The 15,469-nt window shown below is 35.8% G+C and carries 11 protein-coding genes; 9 read left to right on the top strand and 2 right to left on the bottom strand.

Annotated features, from left to right (window positions below):
- Nucleotides 1-16: 16 nt before the first annotated feature.
- From AB1K81_RS17370 to AB1K81_RS17330, 9 genes are all read left to right on the top strand, one after another.
- On the top strand, nucleotides 17-1,384 hold the full coding sequence (locus tag AB1K81_RS17370) for an O-antigen ligase family protein (RefSeq protein WP_412977944.1): 1,368 nt from the start codon (nucleotides 17-19) through the stop codon (nucleotides 1,382-1,384).
- A 132-nt stretch (nucleotides 1,385-1,516) separates the two neighbouring features.
- A complete protein-coding gene (gene pssD, locus AB1K81_RS17365; protein WP_412977943.1) occupies nucleotides 1,517-1,990 on the top strand; it encodes a PssD/Cps14F family polysaccharide biosynthesis glycosyltransferase in 474 nt (157 codons plus the stop codon).
- On the top strand, nucleotides 1,987-2,466 hold the full coding sequence (pssE, locus tag AB1K81_RS17360; RefSeq protein WP_412977942.1) for a PssE/Cps14G family polysaccharide biosynthesis glycosyltransferase: 480 nt from the start codon (nucleotides 1,987-1,989) through the stop codon (nucleotides 2,464-2,466). Before pssD ends, pssE begins: the two co-directional genes overlap by 4 nt.
- A gap of 25 nt (nucleotides 2,467-2,491) precedes the next feature.
- Complete coding sequence (locus AB1K81_RS17355) at nucleotides 2,492-3,520, top strand: glycosyltransferase family 2 protein (protein ID WP_412977941.1); 1,029 nt, start codon at nucleotides 2,492-2,494, stop codon at nucleotides 3,518-3,520.
- Between the two features lie 167 nt (nucleotides 3,521-3,687).
- Nucleotides 3,688-4,635: a glycosyltransferase family 2 protein gene (locus AB1K81_RS17350; protein ID WP_412977940.1), complete on the top strand. Its 948-nt coding sequence runs from the start codon at nucleotides 3,688-3,690 to the stop codon at nucleotides 4,633-4,635.
- 24 nt (nucleotides 4,636-4,659) lie between these two features.
- Nucleotides 4,660-5,958, top strand: coding sequence for a lipopolysaccharide biosynthesis protein (locus AB1K81_RS17345; RefSeq protein ID WP_412977939.1), 1,299 nt, complete (start codon nucleotides 4,660-4,662; stop codon nucleotides 5,956-5,958).
- Nucleotides 5,959-5,960: 2 nt separating this feature from the next.
- A complete protein-coding gene (locus AB1K81_RS17340; RefSeq protein ID WP_412977938.1) occupies nucleotides 5,961-7,091 on the top strand; it encodes a CapA family protein in 1,131 nt (376 codons plus the stop codon).
- A gap of 13 nt (nucleotides 7,092-7,104) precedes the next feature.
- Nucleotides 7,105-8,868 carry an asparagine synthase-related protein gene (locus tag AB1K81_RS17335; protein ID WP_412977937.1) on the top strand — a complete coding sequence of 588 codons (1,764 nt, stop codon included), beginning with the start codon at nucleotides 7,105-7,107 and terminating at the stop codon, nucleotides 8,866-8,868.
- A 324-nt stretch (nucleotides 8,869-9,192) separates the two neighbouring features.
- Nucleotides 9,193-12,234 (top strand): peptidoglycan-binding protein, encoded by a 3,042-nt coding sequence (locus tag AB1K81_RS17330; RefSeq protein ID WP_412977936.1) that lies wholly within the window; start codon nucleotides 9,193-9,195, stop codon nucleotides 12,232-12,234.
- Nucleotides 12,235-12,314: 80 nt separating this feature from the next.
- Here the strand turns inward: AB1K81_RS17330 and csaB are convergent, their stop codons facing one another.
- Both csaB and AB1K81_RS17320 read right to left on the bottom strand, forming a co-directional pair.
- Nucleotides 12,315-13,394: a polysaccharide pyruvyl transferase CsaB gene (csaB, locus tag AB1K81_RS17325; protein WP_412977935.1), complete on the bottom strand. Its 1,080-nt coding sequence runs from the start codon at nucleotides 13,392-13,394 to the stop codon at nucleotides 12,315-12,317.
- 105 nt (nucleotides 13,395-13,499) lie between these two features.
- Nucleotides 13,500-15,041 carry a putative polysaccharide biosynthesis protein gene (locus AB1K81_RS17320; RefSeq protein WP_412977934.1) on the bottom strand — a complete coding sequence of 514 codons (1,542 nt, stop codon included), beginning with the start codon at nucleotides 15,039-15,041 and terminating at the stop codon, nucleotides 13,500-13,502.
- Between the last annotated feature and the right edge of the window lie 428 nt (nucleotides 15,042-15,469).

The following is a 15,469-nucleotide window of genomic DNA, read 5'->3' as shown; positions in this document are numbered from 1 at the left end:
AACAGGAGGAAGTTAGATGAACACAAATGGGAACTATTGGCAGAAAATTACAAATAAAATAGAAATATTCTTCCTTATTTATATATTACTTCAACCATTTTTAGACCTTGTATCTTACTTTGGTACATCCGTATCAACCATTGTACGAGCATTGATTATGGTGGTAGGATTTGTATATTTATTGCTTTACCCAAACAAGAAAATTAGATGGGGAACAACTATATATGTAGTATTCCTAGGGATTTTTATGGTGATTCATACGATTAATAATTATATGATAAAAGATCCATATAATTTAATGCAGGAATTCACGTATGCTGTTAAATCAGCCTATGTCGTCGAAATGTTAATTGTGTATGCAGCAGTGTTTTTATCTCTTTCCAAAAAGATGGACTGGCAAAAAATTGTCCAACGTAATATGTTTATTAACTTTGTCATTATCAGTTTGGTAATGTTAATGGCTGTATTAACAGGTACTGGTAAACAGAGCTATGAAAGATACGAAAAATGGGATTTCTTCCCAACTGAAGGACATTCTGGCTGGTTTTACTCAGCAAATGATTTAGGAGCATTGTTAGCAATCGGGTTTTCTGGAATGTTACTGTACGTTCTTAATACGAAAGATGTGAAGAAGAAATATCTTCTCGCACCATTCATTCTATTAGTTGCTTGGGCTATGCAAGAAATCGGGACTAAAGTGGGTATTGGTGGAGCATTAATACCACTTACTATTGGTACGGTAATCGCTTTAATATATGCGTTGTTTACTAAGAAAGGATGGGCAAACGTCCTAATATTAGCAGTGTCAACCGTACTATTATTTGTATATCTACCTGCTTCACCTGCAGGCGAAAATATCAATATTAGCTATTACAAAGAAGTTCCAGTTGACCCAGAAGTACCAATTGATGAGGATGACTCAGTAGAAAAAGAGCCTGAATATGAATTAGATACGGAAAACCTTCCACAGCGTTTATTAAGTGGTCGTGATCGATATTTAGCTGATATTCAAGAAGACTGGGCAGTTGCACCAACCTCACAAAAGATTTTAGGAATGGGTCCAGGTGGTAACTATGAAGAAAGCTTAAAAATCATTGAAATTGACTACTTTGATTGGTATTACAGCTATGGTATTTTAGGAAGCATTTTATTATTCCTTCCATTACTATATTTTGGAATTAGAGTACTCTATTCCTTTATAAAATATAGATTGAAACAAATTACACCGACCTTACTTATGGTAGGTGTAGCAGTCTGTTTAAGTCTTGGAATTGCCGCTTTTGCAGGTCATATTTTACTAAACCCTGCATCAGGAATTTATTTTGCCATTTTCTATGCATATCTGTTGGTTATTAGTGCGTATCCAAAAGATAACTTATTATAATTATGATGATTGATAAATTAGGTTTCACAGTGTATGCTTTGTTATAATAAGAATGATATCAAAGCATACATACATAATGTGGGGATAGCTAGGTTTAACTTTGTCGCCTGCGAACGGATTGGAGCATTTACCATGAAGCAAAAGAAAAAACTCCTAATGATTTCTTCAGTGGGGGGTCATTTGACTCAACTTCTATCGCTGGAAGAATTATTTAAAGAATATGATTATCATCTGGTTACAGAGAAGACCGATGTTACGTTAAAGTTAAAAGATAAATATCCTGTATCATTCCTTGTGTATGGTGCAAGAAATTATCTTTTTCGCTATCTATTCAAATTTTCCTATAACATTATAAAATCATTAATGATATTCCTGCGTGAGAAACCTGATATTATCATTACGACTGGCGCTCATACTGCTGTTCCGATGTGTTATATTGCAAAGTTGTTTAGAAAAAAGGTCATTTTTATCGAAAGTTTTGCGAAATCAAAAAGTCCTACTTTGTCTGGAAGAATGATCTATCCTATTGCCGACTTATTTATCATCCAATGGGAATCGATGAAAGAGTTCTATCCTAAAGCAGTATATGGGGGGACAATCTATTGATACTGGTATTGTTAGGAACACATGAACTTCCATTTCCTCGTCTCTTAGAAGAGGTTGAACGTATTAAAAAAGAGGGTAAAGTGGATGATGAAATCTTGGTACAAAATGGTCATACGAAATTCAGTAGTGATTATTTAACCTTAAAACCTTTTGTTAGTTATGATGAAATGGATAAATTATATGATGAAGCTCGAATTATTATTACTCACGCTGGTACAGGCTCTGTTATAACTGGACTCAAGAAGGGAAAAAAAGTTATTGCTGCACCGCGTTTAAAAGAATATGGAGAGCATAATGATGACCATCAGCTTGAACTAGTTCAAGCTTTTGAATCTGCTGGTCATATTTTGACATGGAATGATGGGGATAAAATGGAGGATGTGATAGAGGCTTTAAATGAATTTGAGCCAAAGCCATTTGTATCCCAAAAAGAGAAAATGCTAGGACTATTAAAAGAATTTATTGATAACAACTGATTATATCAGCATAGAGGTGTAAGACATGGATTCACCTTTCGTAACGGTTTTTATGCCAGTATACAATTGTGAAAAGTATATTAAAGACTCCTTGGAGAGTATTTTGAATCAGACCTATAAGAACATGGAGATTTTGTTGGTCAATGATGGCTCTACAGATAACACAGTTCATCTGATTGAACAATATGATGACAATAGAATTAGGCTTATTCACAATCCGCAGAATATGGGAATTCCATATACGAGAAATATCGGACTAAAAGAAGCTAAAGGAAAATATATGATGATCATGGATTCTGATGATATTGCCTTGCCAAATCGAGTAGAGAAGCAAGTAGAATATTTAGAATCCCATCATGATATAGATGCAATTGGCACGAACTATATTCGCTTTACTGGCTCTTCGGAAAAGAAAATAGCACCAACTTTCACTTCACCAGAAGCAATGAGGATCAAGCTATTATACTTTAGTCCAATTTCCAACCCATCTTCTGCCATTCGATTGGAGACATTAAAAAAACACAATATCACGTATAATGAAGAATTTTTTGTAGCACAAGATTATGAACTATGGACGCAGCTTTCGAAAGTTGGAAAGCTCACGATTTTACCCGAGTTTCTACTTTATTATCGAACTGGGCATGAAAATATAACGAAAAAGTCCAATGAAGAGAAGCTTCAGAAACGGAAGGAACTAATCTCTAAAATCCGCGGAGGACTTTTAGCGTATTATGGGATTCATTTTACAGATGAGGAATTACTAGCTTATAATGAATTTTTTGTACATAATTATGGTGCAAAGATCAGAAGTAAAGAGACAGTGATTCAAACGATTAATAAAATGAAGCGATGGAACGCAAATGAGAATACCTCTTTAGATAGGGGATTATTTATTCAGATATTAGACGATTCTATACGCATTGCATTATCTAATCATGATATTTCTTTTATGGAAAAACTAAAGCTTTTCCGAGAATTAGTAACGAATAAAACGATAAAAAATATAGGGTATATCTTAGTTAAGCATGTCTATTACCGATTAAAAGCAAAATAAACCTTGAGTCTCTGCATCCGCGGAGATTCTTTTTTTGTGTAGATGACTTTAGGACCATGTTCTTAGAACGACGCCCATTCTTGAATGTTATATTAGAAGAAAGTATAATTGAATAGTTAATAATGGGCTGTTTTTTAACGAAGAAAAGGCAGTTAGGAGAAGGTATTATGGAAAATCCTCTAGTTTCGGTAATTATACCGGTATATAACGTAGAACATTATATAAAAGAATGTTTAGATTCAGTTTTGAAGCAAACGTATAATAATATTGAAGTCATTTTAATTGATGATGGTAGTAAAGACGGGAGCACGGAAGTACTAAAGGAATATGCAGAAACAAATGAAATCTTCAAGCTTTACGTTCAAGAAAACGCCGGACAATCTGCTTCAAGAAATAAGGGTATAGAGCTAGCAAAAGGCAAATATGTTTACTTTCTTGATGCCGATGATTTCATATTACCGGAAACAATTAGCAACTTAGTAACGCGTGCTGAAACCCATGAATTAGATATTGTACTGTTTGCCGCAGAGCCGTTTACCGAAGATGAAAACGTAAAAATCTTTAAATGGCAGTATGATTTAAGTAAATATTATCATTCTAGCAAGGTCTATCAAAAGAATGAACATCTAGAGTTGTTACAAAAAGGCTTTAATGTATCACCATGTCTATATCTAATCAAAAAAGATGTGTTAATTAATCATAATTTACGTTTCAAACCAGGCATTCAACATGAGGATGAGCTTTTCTCATTAAAGCTATATTTAAATGTTAATAAAGCAATGTATGATCCGTATTTTTATTACAAGAGAAGATATCGTAGTGACTCTGTCATGACTACCCATCAAAATAAGAATATGCAGCGTTCGTTTGATTCCTACTGGGTCGTGATAAAAGAAATGGAGAAACTATTACTTAATTATACCAAACCATTAGAGCGAACGTTGATTAAAAGAAGAATTGGAAAGCTCTATAGTATACTTGCCAAATCGGATCTTGATGCAAGCTATAAAAAAGTAAAACTAAAGGAAATTAACGAATTAAATCATTTAGAAAAGCTTTATTATAATGTAAAGGGAAATATGAAAAAAATGATTAAGAAAATAATTGTACGTTAGAGTGTGACTCTAAAGGAGTAGTTCATGAAAACAAAAATTATGAAATTATTAAAAAGACCATTTGTACGAAATGTGATGATTATGGCGACGGGAACAGCTGCAGCACAGGCTGTTTCACTCGTTTTATCACCTATTATTACACGTCTTTATGGGCCAGAAGCTTATGGTCTTATGGGAGTATTTATGGCTATTGTAGCAATCGTTGGACCAATTGCAGCACTAACGTATCCGATAGCTATCGTTCTTCCGAAAGAGGATAAAGATGCAAAAGGCATTGCGAAGCTTTCGTTAGTAATTAGCACTTGTTTTGCAATACTAGCATGCTTATTACTATTAATATTTAAAGATCCAATTGTAAAACTATTCAATATGGAACCTGTAGCACCATTTGTCTTATTGATTCCAGTAGTTATCCTGTTTGCTGGAATTTTTCAAGTGACAGAGCAATGGTTAATTCGAACAAAACAGTTTCGTGTTTCTGCACGTGTTGCTTTTGTGCAGGCACTTTTATTACAAGGTGGTAAAGCAGGAATTGGTTTCTTTCATCCAGTGGCATCGGTACTAATCGTACTGACAGCAATTGGAGAAGGAGTAAGAGCGGGGTTGATGATGCTATTTGCTCGAAAGTCACTTAATTTTAGTACAGCGGATTTAAAAGATAAATCAGTCGATATGAAAACACTAGCAAAATCTCACCGGGATTTTCCGATGTATCGAGCACCCCAAGTTTTATTAAATGCTGTCTCACAAAATATACCTGTCTTAATGCTGACTACGTTTTTTGGTCCAGCAGCAGCAGGGTTTTATGCGATTGGTAGAACAGTTTTAAGTATGCCTACCCAGTTAATAGGTAAGTCCGTAGGGGATGTATTTTATCCACGCATTTCGGAGGCATCGAACAATCAAGAAAATTTAACACGCTTAATTAGAAAAGCAACCTTTTCATTAGGAGCAATTGGATTCGTTCCTTTTGCCTTAGTAGTAGCATTTGGTCCTTGGTTATTCAGCTTTGTATTCGGTGCAGAGTGGCATGTAGCGGGTGAGTATGCTCGTTGGATGGCATTATGGGTTTACTTTATGTTCGTTAACCAACCAAGTGTCAAAGCCTTTCCAGTTTTAGCGAAACAAGGATTTCATTTAAGTTTTACTATTATTACGTTAATCCTTCGAACAAGTGCTTTATTTATAGGATATTATATGTTTAATAGTGATTTAGTTGCTGTCGCATTATTTGGTATCGTAGGAGCGATATTAAACATTTTACTCATTGTTTTTGCATTGCGATTCAGTAGTAAATTTGATAAAGAACGAGGTGTGGAATAATTATGGCTAATGTATTTGTTTGTGGCGATATAGTAAACTACGGTCATAGTGATGGAATAATATTGTCTGAGGATCTTGCTACAATTGTTAAAGGCTCGGACTATTCCATATGTAATTTTGAAGCACCTGTTGAAGGGGCTGGAAAGCCTGTACCCAAGTCAGGCGGTCATCATTATCAACGGGTAGGGACTGTAAAGGGACTGAAGGAACAAGGATTTGACCTGCTATGCTTAGCGAATAATCATATGATGGATTATGGTGAAGAAGGTTTATATGTAACGATAAATGAAGCAGAAAATGTAGGAATTGAGACGATTGGTGCTGGAATGAATGTTACAGAAGCATATAGACCGGTCATCAAGCAATTTCAGGACGTAACGGTTGGTTTTATTAATGCTTGTGAAGCACAGTTTGGTGTTTTAAACTATGCTACTACACAAGACCAAGCGGGTTATGCGTGGATCAACCATGCCGAAATCGATAAACAAATTCTTGAGCTAAAAGCGAAATGTGATGTCGTTGTCGTGTTAGCCCATGCGGGACTAGAGCATTATTCCATTCCACAAAAAGAATGGAGACAGCGCTATAAGCATTTCTGTCATTTAGGTGTAGATGTGGTCATTGGATCTCATCCGCATGTCCCACAAGGATATGAACGATATGCGGATAGTGTCATTTTTTACAGTTTAGGCAATTTTTATTTTGACTCAGTTAATTTTAAAGATAAAGAAGACCAGACTTACTCCGTACTATTGAAAATAGAGAAAAATGAACCGGTAGAATTTGAACTAGTGTATTCTCATAAGAAAGATGGACTAGTTCAACTGTCGAATGAAAGCAATCGCATTAATATTAATGAATTGAATGAGCTATTAGAAAATGAATATGAAAAACTACATGAAGACATGTCGTTACACGTGTACAATCAAATTATTAAAAGAAACTTTATTTATTCACTAGGTTCCACAGCATATGATGGTGGCGTAGTAACAACCTTAAAACGAATCATTAATATACTACTCGGTAGACAGAAAAAAGTAGACAAAGCGCTACTATCTTTACATTTAGTTCGAAATGAAACGTATCATTATGCGATGGTAAATGCACTAGAAGCAATCGCGAACAAAAAATAGGGACGGTTAAACGATGAGTGATTTTTTATTTTCTAATAAACAAGTGGAAAACGGAAAACTAACCAAAGACATTCAGGCTATCTATGACAAAAATCCACCTTTCGTTCAAGAATATCACGGTGAGTGGGGATCGCTTGCAACGAGCCGAAATATTTATAGAGCATTTCAACCATTGGAAACGGAAAACCATCTGGTGGTGGTAATTGGGGGGCCAGTGCTTACGTTTCAATCAAATGATTTCCTTACTATTCAAGAGAATAGTACAAAAGGTACAAAAGCAATTTACGACCGTTGGTTAGAGCAATCTATCAAATGGGATGAAGATTTAGACGGACCTTACGTAGTTCTCATCATCGATAAAATAAATGGAGAACTATTATGTGTGACTGATATTATGGCTTATATCCCGGTATTCCATTATCAAAATGAGGAAGGCTGCTTTCTTGGCACTCATATAGATGCTTTGGCTGTGGCCGCTGGTCAAACAGATAACCCAGACCTTGTTTCTCACGTGGACTTTATTCTACATAGTGTCGTAACATTTCCTTATACAGCATATAAAGGAATATTCCAGCTTGCGCCTTCGTCAGAACATGTTGTAAAAGAGGCGGATTTACAGTCGACACCTTATTGGAGTCCGGAAGAAAAAAACCCTTATACATCTTTGAAGGAAGCTGCTAAGGATATTGATAAAGCATTAACTACATACGTCGATCGAATAACAGAAGGTATGGACACAATTGGACAATTTATCAGTGGTGGAGAAGATTCAAGACTATTAAGTGCTTTACTCCCTAAGAAAGCGAAACGTGAAGCCTTTATTTTCCTCGATAATTTGAATCGTGAAGGTAAAGTAGCTGAAAAAGCAGCGGATGCTTATGGGGCCAATCTCAAATTAGCCACGAGAGATAAGCTTCATTATCTTGATATTTTACCTGCTTGCGTCAACATGGTTGGGAACGGTGCACAATATTTTCATGCCCATACATTCGGATTTCATGAATCGTGTCATCTGAATGACTTCGAGGCTGTGTTTGGTGGTTTATTTTCAGATGCACTCTTAAAGGGGGCTCGTATTAAGAAAGTGAGGGGAACGAAGCGTTTCCCATTCCTACCACAAATTAAAAATACAAGCTACTCAGCCGGAGCGGAAATCAGAAAGCCTGAATTTAACAAAGAAATTCTAGAAAAACTGACAAAACGAAGACAGCTTCATTTAGAGAAGGTAAAGCAATTTCGGGATGATTCAGCCGACGAGTGGTTTGAAATGTGGCCAGTGTCTATGAATATGAATATACCAAATCTCCATGTGAATCGTAGGCTATTTAGAAGCTATGAACCATTCATGACAAATGATATTGTGAAAATTAGTGCAGCAGTTCCACAAGAATGGAAACTAAATCGCAAACTATTTCATAAAGCAAGTAAACGGAGATTACGTCCTACGAAATGGTTAGCCCATAGTGATGGAAGGCTGCCATATTTCCCTTGGTATATCAACAGTGTGATTCAGTTTTGTTATTTTGTTTATGAGAAAATCGGCCGAAAAGCTGGATTTGTAAAAGGAAATCAAGGTCCATGGGGCGAATGGGACGTAGTAATGAATAGTAAAGAATGGCAAGAAAGTGTAAAAAAATACGCAACTGGTGCAGATGGACTGTCTGAAGTGTTTATGAGTAGTGATATTAAATTGCTATTTGAAAAAAGCAGCTTGAATTATGTGCAGCGGATTAATCTACTTCAGACGTTGTATAGTTTTTGGCGAAATAAGCAGTGATGTTTAGGATTACCTAAGAAACCGAACGAACAGCGTTCTTTAATTAGAATGCGAGGTTGTTCGGTTTTTTTATTGATAGTGGTGTGTTTAATGACGGTATTGCAATTAGGGAGCATCTTTTGAGAAAGGTCGCATAATGATAGATTCATGCTCCTATTGCGATATATTGTTCACACCTGCCCCCCCCTCAGTCACACCCCATTTCTCCATAATCTTACATATATTTCCTACTTAAAAAACATGTCGAATTACTCTTGAAAACGATGATAGAATAGTAGATACTAGACTTGTATTCTATAAAAAAATAGAGGAGGTGAAACTAGAGTGAAAAACAAAAAGTCTATGATACTATTACTTTCTTTGGCTCTTTTCAACTTTAGTTCACTAGATGTAGAAGCGTCCGAGGAGGACAATCAAGTTGAATCTATGACACCGGAAGTCGTGGTAGAAGAGGAATTAGTAGATTCACCAACTGATTCTGAAGAAAGCCAACCAGAATTAGACGTACATACTTCAGAGGATGAAAGTATCATAGATGAAGAGATTCCTACTGAAGTAAATGAAACATCGATAACAATAGCAAGCACAACTACTTTTGAACTGGGAGACTATAGTGAAGCAGTTGCAGCCTTTAAGAAAAAATTAGTTCAATTAGGTTTCGCTAATTGGCCAAATCCAAGCCAATATTATGGAAATGAAACCGTTGAAGTGGTAAAGGACTTTCAATCTACTTATGGGTTGTCTGTAACTGGTTCAGCGAACCAAGCTACGCAAGACAAGGTTGATGAGTTATTAAGTCAGCCATTCCAATATGGCGTAACTCTTCCAGGTGTTCGCCAGTTTAAATTAGGTTTAATAGAACTAGGTTTTGGAGACTGGAGTAATCCTACAAATGAGTTTGGTTGGACAACCCTTCAAGCAGTGAAGAAATTCCAAAGCTATTACGGGCTTACTGATTCAGGTGTTATGGATCAAGCTTCTTTAGATAAGCTTGACGAAGAACTTTCAAGTCCGAAAATCGGAAGCTATACGAATACTGTGCAAAACTTAAAAGAAGACTTAGTTTTCTTATTATACGCAGATTGGAATGGACCTAGTCCGTATTATGGACCAGAAACCGTTGGTGTGGTCAAGGAATTCCAAAAAGCAAACAAATTAGTCATAAATGGAATTGCTGATTCTGTGACACGTAATAAGATTTCTAGTCTAATGGAACAACCAATGAAATATGGGTTAATTCGTAAAGACGTTCAAATCTTTAAAGAGAAATTAGTAGAGATTGGTATGGTCAATTGGAAGGATCCATCTGCTTGGTACGGTCCAGATACTAAAGCAATAGTAGAAAAGTTCCAACGCTATTACGGTCTTACTGTTAGTGGTGTAATGAACGAGGAATCACTAGACAAGCTTGAAACGGTACTTAACAGCCCGCAATTCGGTGATTACAACAATGAAGTACAAAGCTATAAAGAAAAGCTTGTAGAATTAGGTTTCGCTAATTGGAATGGTCCTAGTCAATACTTCGGATCTGAAACGATTGATGTTGTAAAAGATTTCCAACGCCATTATGGATTAATTACTAATGGTATCCTTGATGAAATAACAGTTAACCAAATCGAAAAAGCATTAAATGATATCATGCAATTAAATGATGCAAGTAATGCCATTTTAGAGATGAAGCTTAAGTTAGTGAATCTTAAGTTTGCTGATTGGCCAGATCCATCTAACTGGTTTGGCCCAGAAACCCAAGCCACTGTGGAGGAATTCCAACGTTATTACAACCTACCTGTTTCTGGGAAAATGAATCCTGCTTCATTGTTCAAGCTAGATGAAGTGTATAATAGTCCACTTCAATCAGGTAATAGTAGTAAGAAAATCCAAGACGTGAAGAAAGACTTAGCATCTATCGGTTTTGTAAATTGGAAAAACCCTGGTACTGACTTTGGTCCAATGACGAAAGAAGCAGTTGAATATTTCCAGCGTTATTATGGATTAAAAGCACATGGAATTATGGATGAACCTACCCTAGCTAAAATAAAGGAAGTAAAAAACAGTCCAATCCAATATGGCAAAGCAAATAATCAAGTTCTTCAAGTAAAAAGAGATTTAGTAAGGCTAAACTTTGCTGATTGGAAAAATCCTTCTAACTGGTTCGGGCCAGAAACAGAAGAAGTAGTAAAAGCGTTTCAACGCTACTTCGGGTTAGTACCAAATGGTATTGTCGATGATGTGACATTATCCGCAATTCATGACGAACTAGAATCTAGTAGCACTCGTTATGATCTGACTCTTTCACAAGCATTAGATATGCAAATGAAAGTGAATCCACAAACTGATAAGTATCGCAATGAACCTGCATATGTGAGTGCAAGTTACATTACGATCTCTACAGGTGGTAAGATTATCGAAAACGGTGTTCGCCTTCGTACTACTCCGAAATTGAATACAGACAGTAACATTGCTTATACAGTGAATGATGGTACTGCTGTAACAATCTTAGATACAAACGTCACAGGTGACACGTACAACGGAAGTTCGAAATGGTACAAGATTCAGTACATGGGTAAAGAACTGTATGTTCATAATTCACTAGCTAATGTTAGCTCTAAAATTGGAATAACTAAAGACTCTGTAAACATTCGAGCTGGAGCAGGTACTGCTTATCAAATTTATACAAAAGTTCCAAAAGGCACTACGTTAACAATTGTAAAAGAAGGTTCTGGCTGGCATCAGGTTAGTATTGGAGCTTGGAGAAATGCGACAAGAGAAGATGTGAAGTATTATTTAGATCCAACTAACTTCATAAATGATGAGAAGCAAAAATTCCAATTCCTAGATTTATCAAAGCCAAGTGGTGTAACTGTATCAACATTAAATAATTACCTTAAAGGTAAAGGGATACTGGAAGGGCAAGGACAGGCATTTTATGATGCAAGTCGCAAAAATGGTGTAAACGACTTATACTTAGTTTCTCATGCTCTTTTAGAAACTGGTCATGGTAGTTCACAGCTTGCTCGTGGTGTGAAATATAATGGTGTTACGGTATACAACATGTACGGAATTGGAGCTTACGATAATTGTGCACTAACATGTGGTGCAAGAAAAGCTTATGAAGAAGGCTGGACTACACCATATAAAGCTATTGTAGGAGGAGCAAAATTTATTGGTGATGGCTATATCAATGCTGGCCAAAATACACTATATAAAATGCGCTGGAATCCTGCCGCAATGGAAGCAAACGGAAGTGCAAGTCATCAGTATGCAACGGACATTGGTTGGGCGTATAAACAGATTAGTAGTTTATATAACCTTTACCAAGAGGTAGGTAATTATCGATTGATGTTGGATTATCCGATTTATAAGTAAGATGCTTAAAGAAGCTTAGATTTATCTAGGCTTCTTTTTTATAACAAAAAAAATAAGATGTTCTAATATTCAAGGACATCTTATTTCTCTGTAAAAATATTTATTGCTAATTCAGCTGTACGTAATGCAGTTATACGATGTTTTTCGTAGTTATCTTGTAAACTTTCCTTAAAATCATCAGGATTCTTAAGTAAAGATGCAACTTGATTAAATAATGTCCTATCATCCCAATCATCATTCGCAACATGACCTATAATTGGTTGATTAAAAATTGAAGCAAAAGCATCAATCTTTGGATCGTAAGAAATCGCGACAAATGGTGTTTGATTTAGTGCGGCAAAGATGAGCGAATGGAGGCGGACCCCAATGAGTAATTCAGATTTACCGATTAAGGCGATTTTTTCCTCGGTTGTTAATTGATGAGGAGCAATAAACGCTCCTTTCTCCATTATGCTCATAATCTCAGCAGAAGTTAACTCATCATGCTCTCCATGCATCGGTACAAAAATAATCTTATAGTTCATTTCGGCAATAGAATCTAGTGCCTTAGCTATCTTCATCTTAAATTGAAATTTGGTCGGCCAATCTCTCACACTAACCGCAATATATTTGTCAGTAACCCCATTATTTTCAGGCCAGCTTGTAGTAAATCTCGTATAATCCAAACCTAACACTGGGTCTGGAACTACATAGACTTGTTTTTTTATCCCAATCTTTTCTAAAAACTTCTTGGAAAGTTCATCTCGAACGGTAATGAAATCAACCTTATTGAATGTCCAACGAACTAATAATTTATTATGAAGTAGTTTAATCGGACCCATTCCTTGTGCATAAATAAAAACAGGCTTTTTATGCCATCTGGCAATTTGAATAATCCCTGTATAATAAGGAACAGAACGTAGACCAGTTTCATCTTGGATAAGACTTCCGCCACCACTGATTAACCCATCTGATTCTTTTATAGCCTGATATATCGATGTAAAGTCAAACCGGTTTATGGCGTGAACCCCATAGGTTATACTCGTTTCTTCCGGATTAAATGATAATACGGTAAATTGAATGTCTGGTTCTTGTTTCCTCATGGCCTCGATAATGGAAAGGAGAATGGCTTCATCTCCGACATTGCCGTAACCATAATAACCAGATAGGACGATATGCAAAGTAAAACACCTCGTTATCTAAATCAAAAGCTAGTTGCTATTTAAAAATGTCTATTAAATTGTACCATAACGCATTTAAGGTTACCTACTAATAGTGCTACTGTTTTACAGTTCTTTCTTTACTAGAAAAGGAATGTCTGTTTTTCGAATTACTTTATACAGCAGCAGTTGGATGAAATAGATAAACCCAGCTAGGATAATGGCAGTGACACAATAGAGCAATGTTCCTAACCTTGACCAATTCTCAAAATCCAGTAAGAGAGAAGGCACTCCTATGATTGCTCCCATTACGACACTTGAAGCAATTACTTTTATCATCTTACTGTTCACCATGTTAAATGCTATCGTTTTGTAGATAAAATAATAATTTACAATAAATAAGACTATATAGACAAGTAATGTCGAAATTGCTGCCCCATCGAGCCCATACCCCTGAATAAAGAAGATATTCGCTACAGTTTTAACGACGACACCAAAGATAATAACGTAAGCGGCTGTTCTGGTTTTATCCATTCCTTGTAGAATTCCAGTACTTACTATAGTTAAAGAAGTAAAGATGGAGCTAATGTTAATAATCGCTAACATCGAACTACCTTCCATATCGGTAAATAGCGCAATATTGATTGGAATCGTAATGACAAATAGCCCAATCGCAGCTGGCCATCCGAATAAATGGGTAATGTACTGCGTTTTTTCTATAAGATTTTTCGTCCCGATTTTATCGTTTTCGGTTAGTTTCTTCGTAATAGCGGGAACTAGTGGTAGCACAATGGACGTTGCAAATACGGTTGTTATTTGGACTAATGCAAGTCCTCGTCCGTAAATCCCATATAAATAATTAATATTATCGACATCATTCATTTTTAACGCATATGGAATCGTGATGGAATCGACAAAGTTAAACAACGCCATCATGACGGCACCAATAGCGATTGGAATTGAGATTTGCAGTATTTTCTTACTCCAATTTAGAAAAATTTGGTAAGAATATGCATGTTTTGATCGGATTCGATTGTCCGAATTTGTATATTTTATTCTGAGATATACAAGGGAAGCAATTGCACCGATAACTGATCCAATCATGATTCCACCAGCAACTATATTCTCTTCATAACCTCGGCCAACTAAAATATAGGCAACTAAGATAATTAAACTAACTCGAAACAATTGTTCTATAACTTGAGAAACTCCAGTCGGTTGCATATTTCCAAACCCTTGAAAGTACCCACGATAAATCGCCATATACGGTGCAACTAACAGGGTTAAGGAAACGATAGTTAGTGCTAGCTCAGTTGATTTGCCTCCTAAAGCATTTGCGATTACACCGGAAAAACAATAAATCAGGCTAAAGCTGATTATCCCAAATATGATGGCAAGAATGCTAGCAGTTCGATAGATTTGTTGAATACTATTATGGTTGTTAGATGCAAGTGCCTCAGCAATAAGTTTAGATATTGCTAGAGGTATACCAGCAACGGATAAATATAGTGCCACCATATAGACCGGGTACACGAGGCTAAAGATACCCAATACCTCATCCCCGGCAATATTTTGTAGAGGAATACGAAAGACGCTCCCTATTACTTTCGATAAGAGGGAAGCAATTGTTAAAATTAATGTACCCTTAATTATTGTACTTTTACTCATATAAGGAGTAGCTCCTTTTTATAATCAATATCCATCATTATATGCTATAAAAAAAGAGTTAACAAACGGGAAAGCCCGCTGTTACCTCAGGGGAATTAGATTTCTTTACAAAGTCTCCATTAGTCCTATCCTCATTACCATAGAATATGACAAGGTATCAGTTAAATGATTCGGCACCATTTACACCTACTAAAATATCGTTGCTGGTTACTTTTCTTAGTACTGAACCATTTAATTCTTTCTACCTTTTACTTTTATTTTAGGATAAAATCATAGTTATAAGTAGTTAACATGATTTAGATAAAATGCTTTATTTTAATAATCAATGATAGAGTCTATAATTAAATAGTGGGAATCTATCATAAAAAAGTTATTATCAGGTCTATTTTTTAATATTAGGTAGCCTTTCAACTAATAGATATTATGAC

Origin of the sequence: Ornithinibacillus jepli (assembly GCF_047228935.1) — a bacterium.
Lineage (GTDB): Bacteria > Bacillota > Bacilli > Bacillales > Amphibacillaceae > Ornithinibacillus.
This window is presented reverse-complemented; position numbering and strand designations above follow the sequence as displayed.